The sequence below is a fragment of the Paenibacillus sp. FSL R7-0210 genome (assembly GCF_038009085.1).
GTDB lineage: Bacteria > Bacillota > Bacilli > Paenibacillales > Paenibacillaceae > Paenibacillus_AQ > Paenibacillus_AQ silagei.
This window is the reverse complement of record NZ_JBBPAR010000001.1, coordinates 5346707-5370480: the sequence shown is the minus strand read 5'-3', so window position 1 is coordinate 5370480 and position 23774 is coordinate 5346707. Positions and strand designations below refer to the sequence as shown.

At 56.6% G+C, this 23774-nt stretch carries 15 protein-coding genes; 12 read left to right on the top strand and 3 right to left on the bottom strand.

What is annotated here, in order from left to right; all coding sequences use genetic code 11:
- Nucleotides 1-40 precede the first annotated feature (40 nt).
- From MKY64_RS22670 to MKY64_RS22655, 4 genes are all read left to right on the top strand, one after another.
- Complete coding sequence (locus MKY64_RS22670; RefSeq protein ID WP_340955861.1) at nucleotides 41-1090, top strand: ABC transporter substrate-binding protein; 1050 nt, start codon at nucleotides 41-43, stop codon at nucleotides 1088-1090.
- A gap of 42 nt (nucleotides 1091-1132) precedes the next feature.
- Nucleotides 1133-1771, top strand: a complete 639-nt coding sequence (locus tag MKY64_RS22665; RefSeq protein ID WP_340955858.1) for a cysteine hydrolase family protein — start codon at nucleotides 1133-1135, stop codon at nucleotides 1769-1771.
- Nucleotides 1768-3180 carry an MFS transporter gene (locus tag MKY64_RS22660; protein WP_340955856.1) on the top strand — a complete coding sequence of 471 codons (1413 nt, stop codon included), beginning with the start codon at nucleotides 1768-1770 and terminating at the stop codon, nucleotides 3178-3180. The genes MKY64_RS22665 and MKY64_RS22660 overlap by 4 nt, the downstream gene beginning before the upstream one ends.
- Before the next feature lie 80 nt (nucleotides 3181-3260).
- Entirely contained in the window at nucleotides 3261-3596 is a 336-nt protein-coding gene (locus MKY64_RS22655) for a hypothetical protein (RefSeq protein WP_340955853.1), read from the top strand.
- A 482-nt stretch (nucleotides 3597-4078) separates the two neighbouring features.
- Here MKY64_RS22655 and MKY64_RS22650 read toward each other — a convergent pair whose 3' ends face one another.
- From MKY64_RS22650 to MKY64_RS22640, 3 genes are read right to left on the bottom strand one after another with little or no spacing between them, the layout of a single operon-like run.
- Entirely contained in the window at nucleotides 4079-5881 is a 1803-nt protein-coding gene (locus tag MKY64_RS22650; protein WP_340955851.1) for a hypothetical protein, read from the bottom strand.
- A 56-nt stretch (nucleotides 5882-5937) separates the two neighbouring features.
- The gene (locus MKY64_RS22645) at nucleotides 5938-6861 is read right to left on the bottom strand and encodes a hypothetical protein (RefSeq protein ID WP_340955849.1); all 924 of its coding nucleotides are present in this window, start codon (nucleotides 6859-6861) and stop codon (nucleotides 5938-5940) included.
- Nucleotides 6854-7006 (bottom strand): hypothetical protein, encoded by a 153-nt coding sequence (locus tag MKY64_RS22640; protein ID WP_155991665.1) that lies wholly within the window; start codon nucleotides 7004-7006, stop codon nucleotides 6854-6856. Before MKY64_RS22640 ends, MKY64_RS22645 begins: the two co-directional genes overlap by 8 nt.
- Before the next feature lie 244 nt (nucleotides 7007-7250).
- Between MKY64_RS22640 and MKY64_RS22635 the strand changes: the two genes are divergently transcribed.
- The 8 genes from MKY64_RS22635 (at nucleotide 7251) to MKY64_RS22600 (ending at nucleotide 22607) form a co-directional block, all read left to right on the top strand.
- Nucleotides 7251-9071 (top strand): vWA domain-containing protein, encoded by a 1821-nt coding sequence (locus MKY64_RS22635; protein ID WP_340955847.1) that lies wholly within the window; start codon nucleotides 7251-7253, stop codon nucleotides 9069-9071.
- A gap of 85 nt (nucleotides 9072-9156) precedes the next feature.
- Nucleotides 9157-12546: a tubulin-like doman-containing protein gene (locus MKY64_RS22630; RefSeq protein ID WP_339253814.1), complete on the top strand. Its 3390-nt coding sequence runs from the start codon at nucleotides 9157-9159 to the stop codon at nucleotides 12544-12546.
- Between the two features lie 4 nt (nucleotides 12547-12550).
- Nucleotides 12551-14977: a transcription initiation factor TFIID gene (locus MKY64_RS22625; protein ID WP_340955846.1), complete on the top strand. Its 2427-nt coding sequence runs from the start codon at nucleotides 12551-12553 to the stop codon at nucleotides 14975-14977.
- 402 nt (nucleotides 14978-15379) lie between these two features.
- The gene (locus tag MKY64_RS22620; RefSeq protein WP_340955844.1) at nucleotides 15380-15634 is read left to right on the top strand and encodes a hypothetical protein; all 255 of its coding nucleotides are present in this window, start codon (nucleotides 15380-15382) and stop codon (nucleotides 15632-15634) included.
- Between the two features lie 498 nt (nucleotides 15635-16132).
- Nucleotides 16133-17404, top strand: coding sequence for a vWA domain-containing protein (locus MKY64_RS22615; RefSeq protein WP_340955841.1), 1272 nt, complete (start codon nucleotides 16133-16135; stop codon nucleotides 17402-17404).
- 29 nt (nucleotides 17405-17433) lie between these two features.
- On the top strand, nucleotides 17434-18069 hold the full coding sequence (locus MKY64_RS22610; protein ID WP_340943941.1) for a beta-mannanase: 636 nt from the start codon (nucleotides 17434-17436) through the stop codon (nucleotides 18067-18069).
- Nucleotides 18070-18117: 48 nt separating this feature from the next.
- The gene (locus MKY64_RS22605; RefSeq protein ID WP_209877174.1) at nucleotides 18118-19380 is read left to right on the top strand and encodes a hypothetical protein; all 1263 of its coding nucleotides are present in this window, start codon (nucleotides 18118-18120) and stop codon (nucleotides 19378-19380) included.
- Entirely contained in the window at nucleotides 19377-22607 is a 3231-nt protein-coding gene (locus MKY64_RS22600; RefSeq protein ID WP_340955839.1) for a GAP1-N2 domain-containing protein, read from the top strand. Before MKY64_RS22605 ends, MKY64_RS22600 begins: the two co-directional genes overlap by 4 nt.
- The last annotated feature ends 1167 nt before the right edge of the window (nucleotides 22608-23774 follow it).

Below are 23774 nucleotides of genomic sequence, written 5' to 3'. Positions count from 1 at the left end.
AAGCGGGCAATCATTTCAACAAGATAGAGGAGAGAAGCCAATGAAGAATGTTACTACAATGAAGCTGTCGGCCGTCCTGCTGGCCTCTGTAATTCTGCTGTCCGGCTGCGGCGGTAAAGGCAATGCTGAAGTAGAAGCAGCCGCTGCCGGGAACGGCGCGGAGAAGCTGAAGAAGCTGGTTATCGCCGAGCCGCTGCATTATACAGGTTATCTGCCGCTGTACGTGGCGCAGCATGAGGGGTATTTTGCCGAAGAGGGTCTTGAGGTAGAGATGCTTCAGGCTGCGGGCGGCACGCATGTCACCTCGGTGGTCAGCGGGGATGCCTGGGCGGTCATCGGCGGACCGGAGTCCAATGCGCTGGCGAATATCGGCAACTCAGACCCGATTGTCTCGGTCAGCAATGTGGTGAACCGGGCGAATGTCTATCTGATGGCCAAAAAAGGGACAGCCCCGGCAGGCAGCTCAGATGAGGAATTGGCAGCCTTCCTGAAGGGCAAGAAACTGAATGCCGGACGGCATGGCGGAACGCCGAACCTGCTGACCCAATATCTGCTGCTGGAGCTTGGGCTTAATCCGCAGAAGGATGTGCGGCTGCTGGAGCCTGCGGATGGCTCCACGGTGGTGGCGATGGTCCAGCAGGGGGCCGCGGATATTGCGAACGGCGCGGAGCCGCAGATCAGTGACGGGATGAGCAAGGGGGTGTGGGATGAACCTTTTTACAAATTCCATGATCTGGGTGACTATGCTTACTCGGTGCTGAGCGTGAAGAAGTCTACCCTGGAGAAGGACCCGGAAACGGTACAGAAGGCGGTGAATGCTGTCGTCAAGGCGCTGAAGGTGATCCAGGAGGATAAAGAGCTGGCGATGCGTGTCTTGAAGGCGGAATTCCCTACACTCTCCGATGCTGCTGCCCAAGCTGCGCTTGACCGGGCGTATGACGACCAGCTCTGGAGTCCGGATGGAGTGATCTCGCAGGAGGCGCTGGATAAGGATATGGATGTAATGATCAAGACCGGAATCTACAAAGGCGAGTATACCTATGATGACCTGGTCGATATGCAATTTGTGAATAAAACAGCAGCGAAGTAAGCTGAGACCCGCAGGTCTTCAAAAATAAAAGAGGTGACCAAAATGGAGTTAACTGCCGATCTGATTATCCCTGATAAAACGGCCCTTATTATAGTAGATGTTCAGAATGATTATTGCCATGAGGAGGGCGCACTGGCTTCTGGAGGCAATGATGTATCCGCTGTGCGGGAGATGATGCCGCAGCTCCACGGGCTGATTACGGCGGCCAGAACGCAGGGAGTGCCGATCATTTACATCCAGACCTACCATGAAAAAGCGACCGATTCCCAGGTCTGGACCTCCCGCTCCGGGCGGGGCTCGCTGAGTGTCTGCCGCCGGGGGAGCTGGGGGGCTGAATTCTACGAGGTATCCCCGCTTCCGGAGGAGATTATTGTAAATAAGCACCGGTACAGCGCTTTTATTAACACCCGGCTTGATTCGGTGCTGCGTTCGCTGCGGATCGAAACCCTGATTATGACTGGAGTGAGCACCAATGTCTGCGTGGAGTCGACCGCAAGGGACGGGTTCATGCTGGATTATCAGATTGTGATGGTTCAGGACGCCTGTGCCTCTTATTCCCGGGCGGCGCATGACATGACGCTGGAAAATATGAAGGGATACTTCGGCGTGGTTGCTTCAGCCGCAGAGATTGAAGCGGGCTGGAAGATCTGGAACCAGCCTGTGCTGCAGCAGCTGTCGTGAGCCTCACGATGCCGTCACCGGAACGGGCCGTAAACCTCACGGCGGTTAAGGTGGTCATCTGTCTCGGGGCGTTCCTGTCCAATCTGTCCGCCGGGATGTTCAATATATCGCTGGTTGATATTTCCGCTGATTTGCAGATTCCCGTGGCCTCTGCACAGTGGTTGGTCAGCATCTATCTGCTGGTCATTTCAGTGCTGCTGCCTGTGATGGGGAGGCTGGGGGACAGATTCGGCCGCCGTAAGGTGCATAATCTGGGGCTGTTCGCCTTCGCAGCAGGGGCGCTGGGCTGCGCGCTCGCCCAGAATGAAGCGATGCTGCTGGGCTTCAGAGTCTTGCAGGGGGCCGGGGCTTCCATGTATCAGGCAACCAACATGGCCTTGATCGTCTCGCTCTTCCCGGCGGAGCAGCGGGGCCGGGCGCTGGGGCTGATGAGCACCTTCGTGGCTGCGGGTTCGATGGCAGGTCCGGCCTTAGGCGGCTTCCTGATCCAGTGGTTTGCCTGGGAGAGCAACTTCTGGCTGCTGGCCGTTGTTGCGGGAGCCGTGGCTATGCTCGCACACCGGCTGATTCCCCGGGATACAGAGACCGCCGGAGGCCGGATGAATCTGGCCGGAGCAGCCTGGATGGCTGTCTGTCTTACTTCGCTGATGGTGGCCTTCGATCTCGGCAGCCGCTCCTCATTCCTGTCTGTACCCGTACTGCTGCTGCTCGCGGTCTCGGTAGGGCTGGCAGCGGGTTATACAGGATATGCCCGTTTCGCTCAGCGCAACTCCCCGCCCGCGGAGAACGGCTTCAGCCTGTTCACGGACCGGAGCTTTGCTGCCGGAATTGTGATTACGGTTATCACGTATATGGCCGCTTTTGCCGCACAACTGGCGTTGCCTTCGCTGCTGCGCCTATCCGGAGCTGAGCCTGCGTGGGTGGGGCTGATCATGATCGGCTATCCGCTGGCGCTGGTGGTAACTGCCCCTGTCAGCGGGAGTATCGCAGACCGCAAAGGACCGCTCGGCATTCTGGCCGCCGGCCTGCTGCTGATGAGTGTCACGCTGCTGGCGCTGGGCCTTGGCTCCCCTGCTTTGAGAGCAGGTGCGATGGTGCTGCCGGTCGTGCTGCTAGGCTGTGCTATGGGAATGATTACTTCGCCTAACACAAGCATCGTTATGGGTTTGGCGGCAAAATCGCAGCTTGGCCGGGTCAGCAGTATACTGGCCTTATCCCGCAACATCGGAATGATGTTCGGAACGGCGGCCGGCGGTCTGATGATCAGTGGGGGGAACAAGCCGAACGGAAGCTATGTGGCGGTGTTCGTAGCCTGTGCTGCGGCAGTAGGCCTGTCTTCCGTCTGGCCGCTGTATTCCTTCCGGCACAGCAGTAAGCGCAAAGGCGCGGAGCATCTGCACATACCGTAATAGAGTAGAGTTTCAGGTGAGTTGAATCCCGCTCCCTCCATTCTGGGTAATATAGAGAAAGAGAGCTTAGGAGGGACGACATGGGCAATCCGTTGAAGGAATTCAAGAGCAGCATCGATGGGCTGAAGCAGTCACTGGACGGGGTAAAGCAATCCGTCGATGGACTGAAGGCTCCGGTGGATGAGTTCAAAGCGAATATGCAGGAGACGGTGGAGGCGGCGAAGCTGCGGAGTGACGGAGTGAAGTCGGAGCTTGGGCGGATGAAGCAGTCGGTCAAGGACACTCAGGAGGTGCTTGGCGAGGTGAAGGAGACGCTGAGCGCATCGGCGGAGGTGCTGTCTACCCGGAAGCAGTATCTCCGGCTGTTCAGCCGTAAGAAGGGACGTCTGATGGCCGCTAAGGGCCGCCGTTCGTGAACGATAACCACGCATCTCCACGCGTCAAAAGAAAACGCAAGAGTCAGGGCGGCATACATCCCGTGTGACTCTTGCGTTTTTGTGTTCCATTTTGGGATTTTCGGTCCATGCGGACTGGAAGGCCGCTATTTTTGCTATTTGCGCTATTACGGTAATCTATCCGGACTCAGAGGTCCTTAACCAACCTGTATCGCCTCATTTTCAGCGTCACCGCACCTTTTAACGCCTTCTCAGTTCGTGGCGGGCAGAAAAATTGTCTTTTTGACCAAATAGAGTCCTCACAGTCCGCGGAGCATCCAGTTGTCCGCCATCACGCTACAATTACGCCACCACAACGACATCATTTCGCACACCGCACACTGCACATTATCCCACACACCGCTCCACCACACCATTCTTTGATGCCTCTCTGAAACGGTGCAACACCCGGCGATGACACCGCAGCCATCCCTCAGCGACCTGTAATCTCTGTATTCCGCACATCAAGGCGGCGTCAGGCTTAAGCTCTGGGCCGAATCGACCACAAACACAGGCACCGTCTGCACCCCAAGCTCCGTCTCCACCTCTCCGAATTCATTCGCGAACTGGCCGCTGACTGCGGCAGATCCGGTCATTAGCGGCACCTCGCCCTGAAGCAGCAGCTCACGTCCATTCGAACGCGCAACTGCTCTTCCGGCAGCATCAAAGTAAATATCGCAGGACAGCATCACCTTCTCATAAGGAAACAGCTCAAGCTGTGTAGCATCTATAGGGGTGTAAGTGAACTCCTGATAGAGTTCCGAGAATTCATATGCCCCGTTCACTTGGCGGAAAATAGCGGTTCTGCCGGCAGTACCATCGGCCAGATCCGTGTTCATTACGCGGATGGAGCCATCCTCCGCCATCAGCTCATAGCTGCTGCCTGTGAAGCTGAACAGCAGGGAGATTCCTTCCGGCCGGATGGTATAGCCTGTGAAGATGCTGCGTCCGTCAGCCTCACCGCCGTTAGCTACAACTACGGGGACTTCGGAGTAAGCAGACAACGCTTCGTCAAAAGAAAGAGCGCTCAGCATCCCCGAACCCGGGATCACCTCCCCGGTCCGGGTGGAGACCGTGCCGTCCCCGCTCATCTCGGCGTAGACCAGCTTGCCGCCAGCATCTACTCCGGCTACGGCTACCTTGGCACCGTACTTGTCGGTGACGGAGGCTGTAAGGGAGTAGCTGCCCTGCACTTCTCCGCCAGGCAGCAGCCGGAGTGGCTCGGCCGTATTCCAGGCAAGCGTTGCGGCAGCAGTCTCCCCGGAGGTGTCCTGCACCGGGGCCAGCTCCGCATAGAGCCTGATGGCATCCGCATACCGGCCGCCGCGCACATGGCGCGCGCCCTCGCGGAGCAGCCGGGCGATGCTGTTGTCGATCAGCTTCAGCACCTTGGAGCTGGTGATGCCGGCTGATGCCGCATAGCTGCGGTAGCGGGCGGCATGTCCGGCGAAGGCTGCGGTGAGGTCACCGTCCAGATCCTTGTTCAGGATGAGCGAAGCGCTCTCCTGAACCTGCTTGCTAAGCCAGGGTGCGGTATAGCTATGATTCTTATAAGCTTCTTCCATAGATAGGGCGCTCTCCAGCATAGGCCCGAAGCTTCCGGCTGCGGCCAGAGCCTTGAGCCTCGCGGTATCATGGGCCTTGAAGCTCGCAGCCAATAACTCCTCTTTGGCCGCCACCCCTCCGTAATAGTCTGCCGGAATCTGCAGCAGGCTCCATTTGAGGCTGTCCTTACTATCGCTGGCTGCCCCTGAATCTTCTCCCTTGGACGGCCCGGCGGCGAGTCCGGCCAGATACTCATCCTTGAACTGCCTGAACCCCGCAGTCATCTTATCAGACAAGCCTGAATCTGCCGAGAGCTGTCGATAATAAGCTTCATAGGGACCGCCCGGCGTCATATACTTGCTCTTCAGGCTGAGCAGAGAGGCGTAGCTCTCCATAAGCCCTGCGAAATCCTTCACCGTCAGCTGGTCCTCCAGCGTTAAGGACAGTCTGCTCAGACTCGTGCGGATGCTCGTAATAGGAGCCAGCTCTGTCAGTTTCGCCGAAATTTCTTTCTCTTTATATAGAATCGAATGATTGGCCGCTGCAAGACGGTACTTGTTCTCGGCAGCGATAAGTTCCCCAGCAGCGTACAGTTCTCCAGCTTCTTGTACATCCTGAAGCTTATTCTTAATCCCCAGCGCCTTCTGTCCCAGCGGGAGCAGCATCAAAATACACAGAATAATCATAATATTCCGCAGGGTTATAGCCCTTATGATCGTCATATAATATAGCCCCTTTATTGATAGATAAGGATTAGAGCGGCAGTCGGCTTCTAACCTTATACTTCAGGGTCCCAGCGGTACTTAAGCTCACGGATCTCCTCCACCTTGACATCCAGGCCGTTCCACGGCTCATAGGGATTCGCGGCAATCAGTCTGGATAAGCGCAGGAACCGGTCCTTGGGCAGCTCCTGCACATAGCGGCCGATCATGCCGGAGTAGAGCAGCGCGTATCGCTTCATGCGGACCGCAGCACTGGCAACGGCGGTCATAATGACCAGCCCCTCATCCATTTCGAGAATCTGCACCTCGTAATTCTTGACATAGCGCAGGGTGCGGTCTTTGATCAGCTCGGGACGGACCCTGGCGATCTCGCCGATATATTCTGCCAGCAGCGGCTCGAAGTCCTTCAGCAGCAGCTGCTCCAGCTCCAGCGTCATGTCCTTGCGCAGCTGGAACCCGTGCAGCAGGGCGACACGCTGGCGGGAGATCCGGTCTCCGCGCAGCAGTACGGAGATCTCGCGCAGCTTCTCATAAGCGAGCACATCATTCTCACGCAGTACCGTCACAGCTTCCTGGCGGTTCAGCTCCAGATCCTCCTTGATGCTGAAAATATTACGGCCAAGCAGTTTGTTCAGCGCATACAAATTTTCGTTCTGCCGTACTTTCCGCTGCGTATAGTAGACCAGTCCGGCTATTACGAGACCGCCTGCGCCGCACAGCACCATCTGCTGCAGATTCTGTCCGAAATAGATTCCGGCCAGGGTCAGCAGGAGGATAACGAGCAGCCGGGTCTGGACCTTGCGCCCGGCCTGGGACACTGCATACTTCTCCACCGGAGTCAGCGAGGCGCGGCCGCAGCGGGTGCAGCGTTCCTCGCCCAGCGCGGTGTAACGGTGACAGCGGCGGCAGATGCGCAGCTTCTCGAAGGAGTAACGGGGGGCTTTGAAGGGACGGAAGATGACGGGTTTCTTTTTACTCACGGGCCGTATCCCCTCCGTTCAATGCAGCCAGCAGGCGCTCGTCGATATCCTCACGGGTGAGCGGCTTCCGCTGGCGGGAAGCATATAGAATGATCTGAATCACAGCATAGAGAAACGTTATCCCGAGTATGGCGTATGTAATCATGGAACTCTTCCTTTCTGCTCTGGTTACGGTCTTTTAATCAAATATTCAGGATTACGGCGTATACTTAGAATAGTCTATCCGGCTCAGGATGGCGATTGCCACTAGCGGAAGTGCCGGTCCAGCGGTCACTATGTTGAAGTTTACAAGGTTTAATTATATCATAATGGCATGCTATTGACAGAATTTAGCTATGCGTTACGGATCTGCCATATCCGCCTAATTTCACACAAGAGGAGCCCTATTTATGCTTCGTAACGAACGTAATTTCAGTAAGGCCAAGAATAGACTGCAGCGCATATTGCCTGTATTGCTCATGATTCTATGTATCACTGTATCTCCATATGCTGCTTCGAGAGCCAGTGCGGCTTCGGCCGCACCCTCACATATTGATGCTGTGCTGCTGATCGATGTCAGCAACTCGATGAACAAGAGCGACAAGAACAAGATTGCCAATGAAGCGATGAAGATGTTCATAGATATGCTGTCCACCCAAGGCGATAAGGTAGGCATTGTGGCCTACACCGATAAGGTACAGCGCGAGAAGGCGCTGCTCGGCATCAAATCCGCCGGCGATAAGGAGGATCTGAAGAATTTCATCGACGGGCTTAGCCGCGGACCCTACACAGACCTGGCGGTTGGGATGGAAGAGGCGGTGAAGGTGCTGGAGAACGGCAGCGATCCCGGCCATGAGCCGATGATCGTCATGCTGGCGGACGGCAACAATGACCTGAATGAAGCCAGCGGCCGGAAACAGTCCGATTCCGACAAGGAGCTGAAGGCGGCAGTAGAGGCTGCCAAGCAGAAGGGGTATCCCGTATATACCATAGGGCTGAATGCTGACGGCAAGCTGAACAAGAATATTCTGGCCGGACTGTCCAGCGAGACAGGCGGCAAGGCGTTCACTACGAATTCCGCGGATGATCTGCCGCAGATTCTCAGCGAGATTTTTGCCAGCCATTTGAAGCTGAAGGTGGTGCCGGTGCCGTCCATTACGGCAAACGGCGATTATCAGGAAGTTACGGTCAATGTGCCTAACGGCAGCGTACTCGAAGCGAATATCTCCATCATGTCCTCGAAGCCGGTGACCGCGAAGCTCAGTAATCCTGCAGGGAAGGAAGTAGCGATCCCCTCCGATAAAGTGCTGTTATCCAAGTCGTCCAGCTATACGCTGATCAAGCTGCTGTCGCCGGAGGAGGGAGACTGGAAGCTCCAGGTCAAGGGTGTGCCGAAGGACAAGATCGATATTAACCTGGTATTCAACTACGATCTGGAGCTGAAGCTGGATGCTCTGCCCTCCAAGTCTTACGGCAAAGGCGATACGGTGGATATCTCCTCGCATCTGTTCAGCAATGGAACAGAGGTAACAGAGAGCAGCCTGTACCAGGATATGAAGGCTGTGCTGCTGGTTACAGATAAGGATACCGGCCAGGTGCAGGAGATTCCGCTGGATAACTCGGGTGCCGAGTTCAAGGGTGCTTTTGAAATCAAGGATAATCATGAATACGAGCTGAAGGTCCGGGCCGAAGAGAGCAGCTTCTACCGGGAGAGCGATGTGCTGACCATCAATGCCAAGACCGGAACGGTGGCGACCACCCCGCCGTCAGCAGGCACTCCTGCGGGCGAAGAGCCTGCTGAGGAGAAGACCTCGAACACGCTGTACTATATCATCGGCGGCATTGTGCTGCTGCTGGCTGCTGCAGCCGCATTCTGGCTGCTGCGCAGTAAGGCGAACCGGGGGTTCGTCGGACAACTGGTGGTGGAAGTGGTGGACGGCAACACCGGAGAGAAAACCTATCCGCAGTACAAGAAGCTCGCCGCCTTCCGCGGCAAGTTCACTCTTCACCAGCTCCTGCAGCTTGCTCCTGAACTTAAGGAGAGCGAAAAGCTGGTCTTCACCCCGGGAACCCATGACCGGCTTCTGCTGCGCGGAGGCGAAGGGATCTCGGTGGAACGCTCGGGGCGTGCTGCTGATCCCTCGCGGGGCCTGGAGATGAAGAGCGGGGACCGGGTAACGGTCTCTCTGCAGACGGTAGACAAGACGATTCTATTGGAATATTTGATCTGATAAGCAGGCTAAGTGTATGCTCCCGAAGCGATCACGCGAAGTGATTCGGGATGTGTAGGCTATCACAACTTTTGGGGGAGAACCTATGAAACCGGTAGTAAGAGAACATATTCAACAGCTGGATGTATCGCTTGGCGGAGGAATCGTCAGCGACAAGATCAGAGTGGATACCATCGACAACCCGATCCTCATTATCGGGCTTGGCGGCACGGGCATCGATGCCCTGCTGCGGCTCAAATACCAGATTAACCGCCGCTTCAAGCTGCCTGAAGATCCGTTGTCCAAGAAGAAACGGGATAAGCCCGACAACGTGGAGTTCCTGGCGTTCGAGACCAATGAACAGGACCGCGGCAAAAAATACAAGGGCATCGGCCTCGACCCGCAGAATGAATTCGTTCTGCTGGCCAATGCCGAGATCGGCGGACTGCTGCAGAACCGCAGCATCCTGGATTCTTACATTACAGACTGGCTGTCGCCGGAGCTGAGCATCACAGACGGGATGAACGGAGCCGCCGGGGTGCGTCAGGCCGGACGTCTGCTGCTGTTCACGAAGATTAACCAGGTGGTTGCCGCCATCGACAAGAAGATCAAGACGCTGTCTGTCGGCACCAGCAAGAAGCTCATGGTCTTCCTGCTTACCGGTCTGTCCGGCGGAACCGGCAGCGGGGCGTTCCTGGATATTGCCTACATCGTGCGCGGCATTATTGAGCGTGACTACGGCGCAGCCGGGATAGACCGTGTCAATACGCTGGGCTATCTGTTCACACCGGACGTCAATCTGTCCAACAAGAGCCTCAGCGAGCATACCCGCGAATATATCCGCAAGAACGGGTATGCCGCGCTCAAAGAGCTGGACTACTGGATGAACGTGGACAGCCGGGGCGAACGCTTCCGCCAGAAGTACGGCAATATTCTGAGCGTCAACTCGCCGCTGCCGCCGTTCAATCTCTGTCATCTCATCTCCGCAACGAATACGGAAGGCAAGCTGCTGGAGAACGCCTACGATTACTGCATGAACGTGACGGCTGAGAATATCACCAACTTCATGGCCAGTGAAGAGAAGGCCTCCGGCGAGGAGTTTGCCATCCATGACTATATCAGCAACATCCGCACGAACATTGCCCAGATGAACAAGACCTATCCTGCCAACTATGAATACAACATTATCGGGGCATCCTCGGCCGTGCTGCCGATTGAGGAAATGACAACTTACCTGGCTTACCGTCTCTTCGACAAAATGGACAAGATGTTCCATCACGCCCCGAATCAGGAGGATGTGGAGAAGATGGCGCGCAAGCTCGGCATCGATCTTGATACGATGATCAAGACGTTCGAGTCCCGTGTGCCGGAGCCGCTGCCGGGTTATCAGAACAGCGAGCGCCTCAGCCATGCCAATGTCGTCAAGAATCAGGTCGTCAGCATGGATACGGAGCTGGAGCAGAACTTCCTGGCCCGTGCGCGTGAGGAATATATCAAATCCAAGAAGCAGCTTCCGGGTGAGATTGCCGGACGGTTCGGCGAAGAGCTGGAGCGCATCTTCCTGCATCCTGAGCAGGGGCCGTTCTATGTGTCGCGGCTGCTGTACACCGAGAAGGGCTTCTGCATCCTGAAGCTGATCCAGTCTTATATTGAAGCGCTGCGCGAGAGTCTCTTGCGCCTGCCGCGTGATATTGAGACCGCACAGGAGAGTGCAGAGGATAAGCTGGGCGATGCGCGGAGCGCTTTTGTGTCCAAAGAGAAGAAGAAGAACGCCTATATTGAAGCCAAAATCAATGAATACTGGCTGCATGCCGATGTGGAGCGCACCGAGCAGATGATCCAGTTCTATGAGGATCTGTATGAGCTGCTGAATGAAGAGAACAGCCGGATCTACGGTGTGTTCACCGAGATTCTGACCGCGCTCAGCTCGATCTTCGAGAAGAACGGCGACATTCTGATTAACGGCGAAGAGCAGGCCGACCACAAGGGCAACAAAACCTACTATTGGAATATCGTCAACGTGCCGGATATCTCGGCGACCATCTCCAAAATCATGGACCAGAAGGACGGCGATGATCTGATCCGTGACTTCACACGTGAGATGCTGAAGCATTCCGGGCGCTGGGTAAGGGAGCAGGAGATTGATATTGTCCGCTCCATATCCGAGTTCCTCAGCGACAAGTTCGGGGACCTCATTACCCGTTCGATGGAGGATTTCCTGGTGATGAAATACGGGCGCGAGGAACCGCTGGATAAGTTCGTGGAGCGGATTATTGCCGGGCGTCTGGATGAGGATGCGGTGCCGATTTTCCACCTCAGCAACAGCTCCGGCAGTCTGCACTTCCCGTCCTGGGGCTTCGTCTCTGTGCCGGTGAAAGCGCCGGGGATTCTGAAGGGTGTGCGGAATTATCAGAACAATGCACTCGGTAAATCGCAGTTCACGATCAAGGAGAGCGAGGTCAAGAACCGGATTTTCTGGCTGAATACACGCAACGGGGTGCCGCTGTTCGTCTATACGCCGCTGCGGGTGTACGAGGAGAACTACGAGCGGACCATTCTCGACAAGGAAGGCATCGGCCGCCATCTGGTGATGACCGATAAGGACAACTGGACCTATCTGCCTTCGCCGATCCCGGAGAAGTCCTGGGGCGATACGTATGCGAATCCGCGGGTCCGTGAGTACAATGCCAGGGTGCGGGCAGATTTCGGCCGGGCGCTGGAGTCCGGTGTGATCATAGAGAAGGGTGTGGACGAGAACACCAGCAGCCGCTTCTCCGTGATCTTCACGAAGCCGCTGGATCTGGGCAAGCTGCTGGGTGCTTATGATCTGCAGCTGGATGCGCCGCGTCCGAATCTGGGTGAAGTGCGCAAGGCCGCTGAGGAGCTCAAAGCACTCCGCACAGCAGGTATTGAACGTGAAGCCGTGAAGGATATCTTCGGCAGTATTAATCTGGAGCTGGCCCAGGAGAACCTGATCCGTTCCCCGCAGCTCATTGCCCGTGTCCGTGAGGAGCTGGCGAAATACGATGCGCTGGCGGCCAAATCTGCGGAACTGGAAGCGCTGGTGCATCAGCATCTGGATGAAGACAAATGGCTGGACCAGTTCATTGAGGCGCTGTACACCGATACCATTACCAAAAAAGGCGCGCTCTATGTCTATGACCGTGACGAGGACGAGGATGCCTGGGAGCCGTTCGCGAATCTGATGAAGGAACGCAGCTATGTGGAGTATGCCGTCTACCGCCATTTCCGTGAGCTGGATGAGAAAAGCCGCAGTCTCCTGCTCCGCAAGGCAGCGCGCCGGGCCGGAGAAATGACGGCAGCTGAAGATGTAACTCCGCTGCTGTATAAGCTGGAAGGGATGTATGTCTCGTTCCTGGAGGCACGTGACGCTCTGGAATATGAGCGGGTAGAGCATGCCAACGGAGATGAAATGTACGGCTTCTACAAGAGCCTGACCGGCAAGCTTGGCAGCATCCGCAGAAAGCTGAAGTAGGCCTATGATCAGAGATCAGGCCTTACAATATGCTGAGCAATACGCTGCCCAGGAGGAAGCACAGCATAATAAGGGGGATGGGCGCAGCAGTATCCATTACCCTGCGCTGTTCCTGTTTCTGGGCGATAAGGTGACCCCGGCCATCGGTCCGGTGCTGGAACGCTGTCAGCGTAAATGGGACAATGTAGGCGGCGTGATGGCACTGCATGCCGGTTCGCATAACGGCAGCGGCAGTACGCAGGAGAAGGAGGGGGTCAAGGGGCGGATCGGCAGCGGTAACAGCAGTGTCCATGAACGCGTGATGCACATGACCCTGCCGGATACGGCAGGGCGTGATCCGCGTACGGTCCGGCGTGAGCTGTACCGTGAATTTCATGAGGATAGCCAGTATTTAGCCGGAATGAACCGGACGCTGCGTCAGTTAAGCAACAGCATAGCGGATTACGGGCGGCTGTATTCTTCTTTTGACGTCATCCATCTGTCTGTCATTACACGGGTCGATGACCCGCAGAATGTGCTGATGCCGGAGATCGTGCTGCTGGCCCGCGCCATTCTCAGCCAGTCGTTCAAATCGGTACAGATTGATCTGTACGCGCTGATTAACGAACGTGAGCAGGGGGATAACTTCGGCTATTCCAGCTCGGTCGGGCTGGCTTGTCTGCGTGAGCTGGACGGGATGCAGGCGGCGGATTATGCCTTAAGCGCTCCGCTGCTGGTGACGGAGGAAGGGCTGTCCATTCCCGTGACGCATGGTCCTTCTCCGCTGTTCGATTTGGTCTATCTGCTCTCCGACAAGAATGAGCGCGGACTGATGTCGGTCCATGGCATGGACGACAATTACGAGATTATCGCCCACATCAGCCTGCTGAAGAACCGGGTCCGGCCTGCGGCCGATCAGGCCTCCGGGCACGGCGGCTACAATAATATGACGTTCAAAAGCGGCATCCGCGGCAGCACAGGCAGACAAGGCTATGCGTCTGCCGGCTTCTCGGCGGTGCGGCGGCCGAACCGCCAGATTGCACTGGCGGTGCTGTACCATGCACTGCATTATCTGTCCGGGCGGCTGCGTGCAGGCCATACCCGGAGTCTTAAGGAGCGGCAGGCGATGCTTGGCCTTGGAGCCGATACCCTGCGGGACCGCGCGGCGGAATTGCTGCCGGAGCAGTCCGCTCTCGCCGAGATGACCGGGCTGATGAGCCACGGGCGTCCGTCCTATTCACAGCTGCGGATGCTCTCGCTGCGCGAGGCTGAGGAGCTGCTGTTCGGGGAAGGGGCGCAGGCTTACTTCCGCAGTAATTTTGCGGAGGTGTCTGCTCGTAGAGCTGCCGGGATTGATCCGGCCCGGGAGTGGGCCGGAGTGCTGGCTGCCGAGGAGGCGGGAGCCTCCCCGGTCACCTTCTACCAGCTGGCGGAATGGACCAGTGAGAAGACAGGTGAGGGAGGCAGCGTCCTGCAGGCCTTGCGCCAGCATATGGGCGGACTACGTTCCGCTCTGCTCTCCGGTCAGGAGGAGCTGGAGCGGCTCTATGCGGAGAGCGTGGAGCGCCAGCCGTTCCAGCGGGTGCCGCTGCTGGACAAACGGACGGTGCGCAATTTCATTCATTACCTGTTCGAGTCTGTCTACGGCAAGAAGTATGAGCTTCTGCTGCTGGAGAGCGAGCTGGCCCTCTGTCTCCGCTATGACGCTGCACTGGAGCAGCTGCATGCAGATAGCAAGACCAAGGTTGCGAAGATGGAAGCACTGGAGGAAGAGCTGCAGAGTGTCGCTCTGGCCAGCATCGGCCGCAGCAAGGAGACGGTAGATCAGAATATTATGGAGTACTACCGCACGGTGACGGATGAGGTCATGAAGGACATCGAAAACCGGCGCGGGGCGGGGATCTTCTTCAGCGAGCGGTTCATGGGCAGTCTCTCCGGGCTGCTGGTGAACGGAGGCGGCCAGGCGTTGGCTGAGCGGCTGATCGGGCTGTGCCGCCGGGAGCTGCTTACGGCGGGTCCGTTCACGCTCCCGTTCGAGGAGGAGCTGCTGCGGCGCGCTAATGTTGCAGCCGCTTACGAGAACCGGGATATCGTCTCCAAGGAGGAGCTGTTCAAGCAGCTCTACCGCAGTCTGGAGGAGGAGGCGGCGATGAATGTTCGCCTGTTCGAGTATACGCAGGAGCACCGGCATGAGGAGAAGTACTTCTTCGGTGACAGCTCCTCCGAATTCCTCCGCTACGCCTTCAGCGCGGACGAGACCACCCGCATCTACCGGCTCGGCTTCGTGCATGAGCAGCGCCGCAGCGGCGTGGAAAAGCTTAACCTGATGGGCGGCTTCCACCTGGAGGACCTGCTCTACTACCGCAACGGTAAGGTCTATTACGAGACTTATGCCGGCAACGGATACCAGCTCCACGGTCTGGAAGAAGAGCAGCTGCCGGAGATGCGATGAGTAGGGAATAGATGGGATGAGTGCTGATGAGCAGAGCCGGGATGAGATGAGCGGAGTGCTGTGAGCGGAGACTAGATTAGATTAGATGAGTGGAGTGCTGATGAGCGGACTAGATTAGATGAGTGCTATGACAAACTATTATATTAGGTCAGACTATCACAACCATATTAGGTCAGGCTAACACAACCGCAGGATCTATAGTCCACGCGAGTTCGGCGGCTGACCATGTGCTGCTGAGAGTGGGCTGGATGGCGGGATGAGAGGGATAAATCCCTTTGGTGCTGGTGGAAGTGGGCTGGACGGCGGGATGAGAGGGATAAATCCCATTAATGCTGGTGGAAATGGGCCGGATGGCGGGAAAGAGAGGGATAAATCCCTTTAATGCTGGTGGAAATGGGCCGGATGGCGGGAAAAAGAGGGATAAATCCCTTTAATGTTGCTGAAAGTGGGCTGGATGGTGGAAAGAGAGGGATAAATCCCTTTAATGTTGCTGAAAGTGGGCCGGATGGTGGAAATAGAGGGATAAATCCCTTTAATGTTGCTGAAAGTGGGCCGGATGGTGGAAAGAGAGGGATAAATCCCTTTAATGTTGCTGAAAGTGGGCCGGATGGTGGAAACAGAGGGATAAATCCCTCTGGTGCTGACGTGTGTAAGTAATAGTGATCTCGATTTCGCCGTACGCGCGCCAGATGAGCACTAGTGCCCCTGATTTCAGCGAAAGTGTGCAAAACCACCAAATGATGAGCACTAGTGCCCCTGATTTCAGCGAAAGTGCGCCAAACCAGCAAATGAGGAGCATTAGTGCCCCTGATTTCACCGAAAGTAGGCCGAACCACCAAATGAGGAGCACTAGTGCCCCTGATTTCAGCGAAAGTGCGCCAAACCAGCAAATGAGGAGTATTAGTGCTCCTGAATTCTCCCGAAAGTGCGCCGAACCAGCAAATGAGGAGCACTAATGCCCCTGATTACAGGGGTGCGGCCGAAATCCGAGGGCTCACCATAATAATGCCCATGCTCCGGGTCCCGGACGCGGGTACGGGCCTACACTAACAGGCTTTGTAGGACAATTCTCATTCATTCTGCTGCCGGATGTGCAATAGAATGGAATGGGGAAGCGTGTGTTGATCAAGCTTTTCCCGGAAAGGATGAAATGCAATGCAGCGAAAAATCAATCTGCTCCTGCTGCTGTTCAGTCTGCTCGGCGCGGGTGTAGCGTTCGTGCTCGGTGAGCTGCTGCTGGACCGCAGGCCGTATGATTTACCTCAGATGGTGCTGGTCGGCATCTATTTTGCCCTCTTGGCCTTATGTGTTGGAATAGGCGCTCTGGTGGCAGAGACCCTCTCGCCGAGGCTGAACGGACAGTCCTGGAAGCTGCGTTACCTGGGGACCTCGTGGAAAATGTTCCCGCTCATGGTCGTGCTGCTGCTTGGCGTGGGCACGCTGACCGAGTTCGTGTACGAGCTGAACTTCGGCGGCAGCAAGCCGGTTAAGAATGTCGTCATGGTGATTGACGATTCCGGCAGCATGATGCAGAGCGATCCGTCAGACCGGCGCTACGCGGCGGCCAAGAATCTGGTGCAGCAGCTCAAAAAAGACAACAAAGTCGCTGTAGTCACCTTCAGCAACGAGGCTTCCGTGGTCCAGCCGCTGCTCCCGCTCTCCAAAGCGGCGAACCGCGAGAAGGTCATGGAGGTCATCAGCAGTCTGAAGACGACCGAAGGCGGAACGAACATCAGCGGCGCGCTGGCCGAAGCGATGAAGGTGATTCATGAAGACGGCGCGGACCGCGGGGCGATGGTTATTCTTTTATCCGACGGCGTCAGCCAGTTCAATACCTCTACGGAGCTGACAGACTATGTGGCGCGGGGAATTAAAGTAAATACGATCGGGCTGGCCCTGGATGATCCGTCCGGCGCAAGTCTGCTGCAGAATATCGCCAGCGGCACCGGCGGACAGTATTATGATGTGGCCGATGCGAACCGGCTTGGCGATGTATTCCAGCAGATTTATGACCGTCTGGGCGACCGGACACTGCTGACCGAGCGCAGCGACCAGACCGCGGACAGCCCTTATTATGCTGTGGTGCGTGTGCTGGCCTTGATGCTGCTCGGCACGGCGCTGGGTCTGGGCCTTGGCATTGTGTTCGATAACCGCCATCTGGCCCGGAGCTTCAGTATCGGGGGCGCGGTATCGGGACTTGTGGCGGGGCTGATTCTGGAATCGGGCCTGAACGGCGACACGCTCTGGGACCCTATGACCCGGCTGCTGGCGCTGCTCGTTCTGGCGGCTATTCTCACCTTGTTCACATATATCGTGCCTGTAGGGGAAGGGCGCCTGTCGCGCCGGGGAAGAGCTGCCGGAGCTGGTAATGCGCCTGCTGACAGTATTCATTCACCCCGCCGTAACCGCGGCAGTAAAGGGTTCTAAGCCAGATGCAGGGAAAGGGGCAGGTTGCCATGAAGTACGCCGAGGCAGACGCTGGAGCACCGGTGATTACCGAAGTTGTATCCAGAGTGGAGGACCGGTTCTGTACGCTGCGCTGGCGCTGGCCGGACGGTGTACAGGCGGTATATATTCATAAGGCCTCTGCGGAGGCACCGGACAGTCATGAGCATCCGCCTCCGGGCATGAAGCTCTATACGCGTGAAGAGTACAAAGCGAATAACGGGTACCGGGACCGGCTGGACGAGATCGGGATGGTGGCTTATACCATTTACGTGCGGCTTAGCGGGAATGGGGAGACGCTGCTGGTCCGCCAGCAGGATGGCGGTAACCGGGCGCTCGTCAGCGCGGGTAAAGCGAGGATCTACTACGCGGTCCAGCACAAAAAAGGGTTATTCAGCAAGCTGAAAACCGTGCAGATGACGATTACTGCCGAGGTGCCGGTGCCGAAGGAAGTGCTCTGCTACGTCAAAAAGCGGGATGCGCACCCATCCTCCAAGGAGGACGGTGCAAGGTTCCCGTTCGTCCAGGACTTCGCTCCCGGGCGCAACCAGCTCCCGCCGATTGAGGTCGGCAAAGACGACTTTATCCGTATTTTTTTCACCGATGGGCCTAAATACGGGGCGTATTATGAGCTGGTTCCCGAGTGAGCGGGAGCAGCATACCGGGTGCTGACACAACCCTGAGGAGGATGAGAGATGTCTTTTTTTAGCCGTTTCATGAAGAAGAATCAGCCCGCAGCGAGGCCGCTGTATTACGATATTGTATGCCCGTTCTGCTTCACGCGCTTTGAGCCGGAGGAAGTGGTGTTCCGGGCCATGCACAGCCGTGAGGATGATGAGAATTATGCGCTCGGTGAGGATGATCTGCTGAATAAATACCGGGAGCGCTTCGGCCTCGATACGGTAGATGATATGGAAGCGGTTCTGCATCCGGCGGATATCCCGGAGGAGTACCATCATTATACCGACAACGTGCTGACCGGGCTCACCGACCGCTATGGAGTGATGACCCGCAGACGGCTCTGTCCGTCCTGTCATAACGAGCTGCCTGTAACAGCCGGCAAGGTGCCTAGCAATATTATCTCGATTATCGGAGCTTCCCAGGTCGGGAAGTCTGTCTATATGACCTCGCTGATCCATACGCTCCAGCATACAACGGCAGGGCATTTCGACGCAGCCTGTATGCCGCTGAATGCCGAGATCAGCCGCAAATTCCGCACCCTGTATGAGGAGCCGCTGTTCGAGCGGGGGGATCTTCTGGCGTCTACCCAGAAGGAGAAGATGCAGGAGCCGTTTATTTTCCAGTTCGTGTTCAAGGATGAGTCCAAGCCTCCGCTGACGCTGGTGTTCTTCGATGTGGCCGGTGAAGGCATGGTCGATCAAGATTATCTGGGCTTGCACGGCCAGCATATCAAGAACTCCGCAGGGATTCTGTTCATGGTCGATCCGCTGCAGATCCGTTCGGTCCGGGAGAAGATCCGCATTAACTTCGGTGACCGCCCGGGAGAGTGGGTATCGCAGTATGATGAGCCGCGTGATGTGGTGCTGACTATGTTCGGTGATTTCATCGCTTATCAGGAGAAGAGCAAGACCGAGATTCCGACCGCAGTCGTCCTGGCCAAAAGCGATATGCTCCACTCCCTCAAGGATGAGGATGGCGACTACATCAAGTCGAACAGCAATGTGTTCAACAACTATGTGCACCGCAAAACGCTGAACCTGAACGAGTTCCACAACATCGACGGTGAAATACGGCGCTTTATTGAGAAGGTGGACCGGCCGTTCAAGGATACGATGGATGTGTATTTTGCCAATACGGGATATTTCGCCGTGTCTGCGCTGGGCAGCAATCCGGTCAATCAGAAGGTGGAAGGCGTAGTCAGTCCGATCCGGGTCGATGAGCCGTTCATCTGGCTGCTGCACAAGCTGAATTATATTGAGGGGAGCGACGGGCCGTGAACAGATTCTCAGGGTCCATGATCACCCAGCAGATGTATACCCGCGAGCGCCGGGGCGTATACCGGTCTACAGAGGGCTTCGATACGGTAGCGAAATCGGAGAGTCTCGATAATAATTTTGTCAAAAAAATTCTGCATCCCTTCTGCCTCTACGATGCCCCGGCTGAGCTTACGGCACGCGGCGAGAAGGATGAGGAGCTGTATCCGGCTGCGCTGCATCTGTTCCATACGGAGAGCAACGAGACAGTGATCGGAGAGAGCCGTTATCTGGCGGCGGATTTCACGGGTCAGCGGAGCGCTTTTTTTGCCCATAATTTCGTGGTGCCGCCTATCCGCTCCGAAGAGATTGTCGAGGGGTATGGAAGCTGGCTGCATGCGGGGTTTGCCCGGAGCTATGAGGGAGAGCCTGGCGGAACCCTGCCTGAGCTGGATTCGATTCCTGTGGCAACCCGCGAGCTGGACGAGCCGTCTGATCCGCGTACGGTGCTGTCAGGTCTAGGATTCACAGAAGAGCTGTTCAAGGCCCTGCTGCAGGCGGTGATGCTGTCCGTAGCCGGGAAGAAGAAAATCTATGTAGCGCTGGATGTGCCGATCAGTGAGTTGTCGCAGCGTGCGGCCCGGCTGACGGAGGTTCTCTTCGCTGCGCTGCCGTATGACTTCCGCCGCAGGCTGGGAGTGATCACGTATGCCAAGGAGCCGCAGAGCCGCAAATACATTCACCTGACCTTCGTGGAGAAGGGCTCTCTGCGTCCGGGCGACCGCAATATTGAGAAGGATTATATCTTCGATCTGGCCGGCGCAAGGTTCCTGAATACCGACTTCGGCGAGTCGCGGCAGATCTATGCCGATCTGGCCTGGAAGACGCTGGTGGAGAAGGGCGGAAGCCTCCGTGATTTCGCTAAGTTTGCCGACAGCCTGCTGCTCGGGGAGAGTGCGGAGCGTAAGCTGTCGCTGGCGCTCTACAATGAGCTGGCGGTCTTTTATGAAATCGAGCAAGGTAATGAAGCCCTATATACAGACAACAAGAACGCTATACTCGGCGGCCTGCTGTCCTATCTGAAGCCGGAGGGGAAGCTGGATTCGCGGGTGCGGCTGAATGATATGTTCCTGGAGCGGTTCGACCGCGAATATGATCTGATCCGTAAGAAGGGGATTCCGTCAACGGAGATCCTGGAACAGTTCAAGGCGTATTACGCGCTGCCGGGCCATAATTACCGGGTGAAGATCGTCGATTACTTCATCAACGGGATGCTGAACTGCCAGTCCGGGGGCCGGGAGGATGTGCTGGCGGCGGCTTACGGGATTATTGAGAGCGATGCGGAGCTTAGTGAGGCGTTCTTCAAAAAAGTGCTGTCCCAATCTCTCTTCCGCAGGGCGCTGTTCGAGCCGTATCTGGAATCCCGGCTGGCTGCCGCTGCCGGAACGGCGGATATCCTCCGCCTCGTGGGCCACTTCGGCCGGAGTCTTCCGGAGGTGCTTCAGCAGGCAGCGGTACGGGATACCTTCAAGGAATATCTGCTGGAGAAGCTGCAGCGGGAATCCGATCCGGTAGCGGCGGTAACGGCTGTTCATGAAGCGGTCCAGCAGGCAGAGAAGCAGCGCCGCAGAGGCGGCGTATACCCGGAGGCCTTGTCCGTTATGGAGGAGCTCGGCACGGTTGCTGACCGCTTCCTGCTGAACCGGCTCTCGCTGGACGAGCTGACGATGGAGCAGCTGCTGGAGATCTCGTTCCTGCGTTACCGGGATACGGCAGATTGGCAGCCGCCGCTCGATGCGATTGCGAAGCGCAAATCGAATGCGCTACGCGCAGCCTACCGCTGGTTCGGGGAGGAGTCGCCGGACGAGGAGATTTTTGCCGGACTGACGCCGCGTGAGCTGGACGATGTACAACTGCTCGGTGCGCGGTGGCTGAAGGAAGCGCGGAGCCTGGAGCCGTTCGACCGGCTGCCGCTGGCCTTTTATCACAGCAGTGAACGTGAAGGCGGGCCGCTGGATTATGATGCGCTGCTGGATCTGGTGGTCCGCAAGGCGGGCAATGATAAGGAGACGGTGTACCGGTTCCTGGACTGGTCACAGCATAGCTGGCTGTTCGCAAGCTCTGGCAAGAAGCTGTGGCCGAATTACAAGCGGGCCGTGCTGAGATACTTCCTGGAGAGCGACCGCGAGGCGTTCAAGAACCGGGAATTCCGCAAAAACCATCTCGACACAGCAACGCCTGCTATGCAGACTGTCTACAATGAAGCCCGCGCCCAGCTGGCTTCGCCGCTGGCGCGGTGGGTCAGCCGCAGCCGATTTCAAATCCTGATCTCAGGGAGCATCCTCGGGATCATTCTGATTGCGGCGGTTATCCTGCTGAGCCAGCTAGGGGGACGCGGCAAGGATACAGCTGCGCCGGTGGCCAGCCCCAGCCCGCTTCCGGCAGTGACCGGACAAGCCGCTGTAGCGGCCCCGGTCTCTGTCCGGCTTGTCGGCGGTGACGCGGGGACTGACGGGAATAGTAGCGGTGATGAGGGAAGCGGAGAAGCGGGTAAGAATAACGGCGTTAAGCTGTTGTTCAGCTTCACTGATGCTGCGGAATGCTCCGCCTTCAAGCCGGAGCGGATCGGCGTGGAGTCCGCCAGCGGCGTTACGGACTACGAGGTTAAGGCAACGGTTAGCAGTTGCCAGGGTGAAGCAGGCGCCGGAGTGGATGGCGATGCGAAGAGTGAAGCAGGTGCCGGAGTGGACGGCGATGCGAAGGGTGAGACAGGCGCCGGAGTGGACGGCGGTGCGAAGGGTGAAGCAGGCGCCGGAGTAGACGGCGGTGCGAAGGGTGAGGCAGGCGCTGGAGTAGACGGCGGTGCGAAGGGTGAGGCAGGCGCCGGAGTAGAAGGCGATGCGAAGGGTGAGGCAGGAGCCGGAGTAGACAGCGATGCGAAGGGTGAGGCAGGAGCCGGAGTAGACGGCGATGCGAAGGGTGAGGCAGGCGCCGGAGTAGACAGCGGCGCGGATAGTGGAGCTGCCGCCTCTCCAGCGGCGGCGGGGACTCCTCCGTCACGCGTCTACGAGGTGACGGTGGAGCTATCAGCAGGCGCGAAGCTGGCAGCAGGTGATATGATCACCGCCGGAAGATACTCGCTGAAGCTGGCGGCAGATCCGGGCAGCGCCCCGGAGGCCACAGCTACAGCCGCGCCTAGTGCGGAGCCGTCCGCTTCCGCAAGCCCGGAAGCGGACACGGACGCGGAATAACACAGCGGCAACAAGCAGGCTGCGTAAGCTTTTAACTAACGCGATCGGATAATGCAATCGACTGCCGCAATTGATTGCCGCTACCGACCAACACAATCGACTAATGCTACCGACTGATGCAATCGACCAACACAATCGACTAATGCTACCGACTCACTCAACTGACTGACGCTACCGAGTGTCGCTTTTAACTAACGCTATCTAGTAACGCTCCTTAGTCACTCAGCCGACTTATACAACTAACTGATGGTTTTGACTCGATACCAAGTGATGGTACTGAGTAGCATTGCTTACAGTGATAGGTGTACTCTATACAACTAAAAACAGTAAAAAGGAAGGCACACCTCTCCTAACTGTATTCTATACAACTAAATTTGCCCGAATGGGCCAAAAAGCGGATACGGAAGCATTTTAGATGCACGAAATACAGCTAAAAGTACATTTGTCAGTAAATCAGACGATTTAGTTGTACAGATTGCATTTAAGCATAACGTTTGGAGCTAGAACAGTACCTTAGTTAGTCGGGGTACGGCAGCTCCCCAGCAAGCTAGGGGATTAAATGAATGCTGATTAGTTAGGACCTGATGATCGACTTGCGGTAGCTGATCTGCTGTGGGCGCATACAGCGCGGCATGGTGGGCTGGTCAGAGCCTGGTGCATACTACTTTATGTAGTACAATGATTTGCGCTTCGGCAGGCTGATACGAGCATAAAGTAATTAGTTAAGTGTGTTAGTGTCCGAATGAAGCTGCTCGATTGCACTTTGTACACTAGAATGAGGCATATCGAGCCTAATATGGTGTTCTGTTGTATTCGGTACATTAGATTTTGGGAATTTGGCCCGGCGGAGGGTTATTTGCCACAATCGATTGTATAAAATGCAGCAGAATGCGTTATCGGCCGCTTTTACACGAATTCTAATGTACATAATACAATCGCCTGCTGCCGCTGTCTCCGCTAGTACCGCCAACGCCTTAATTAACAGCAGAAGAGTCACTCCATAGTCCTGAATAGTACGATGTGCCGGGGAAGCGGGCATGTGCTGTTCAGGATTTTTGTGCAGAATGAGCGGGACTCGAGTGGATGGAATAGAAATAGCTTGTCTATAGACATACAGGGGAATAGTAGATATGATTGTTTCAGAATATTAAAATTTAATAAGCTTTG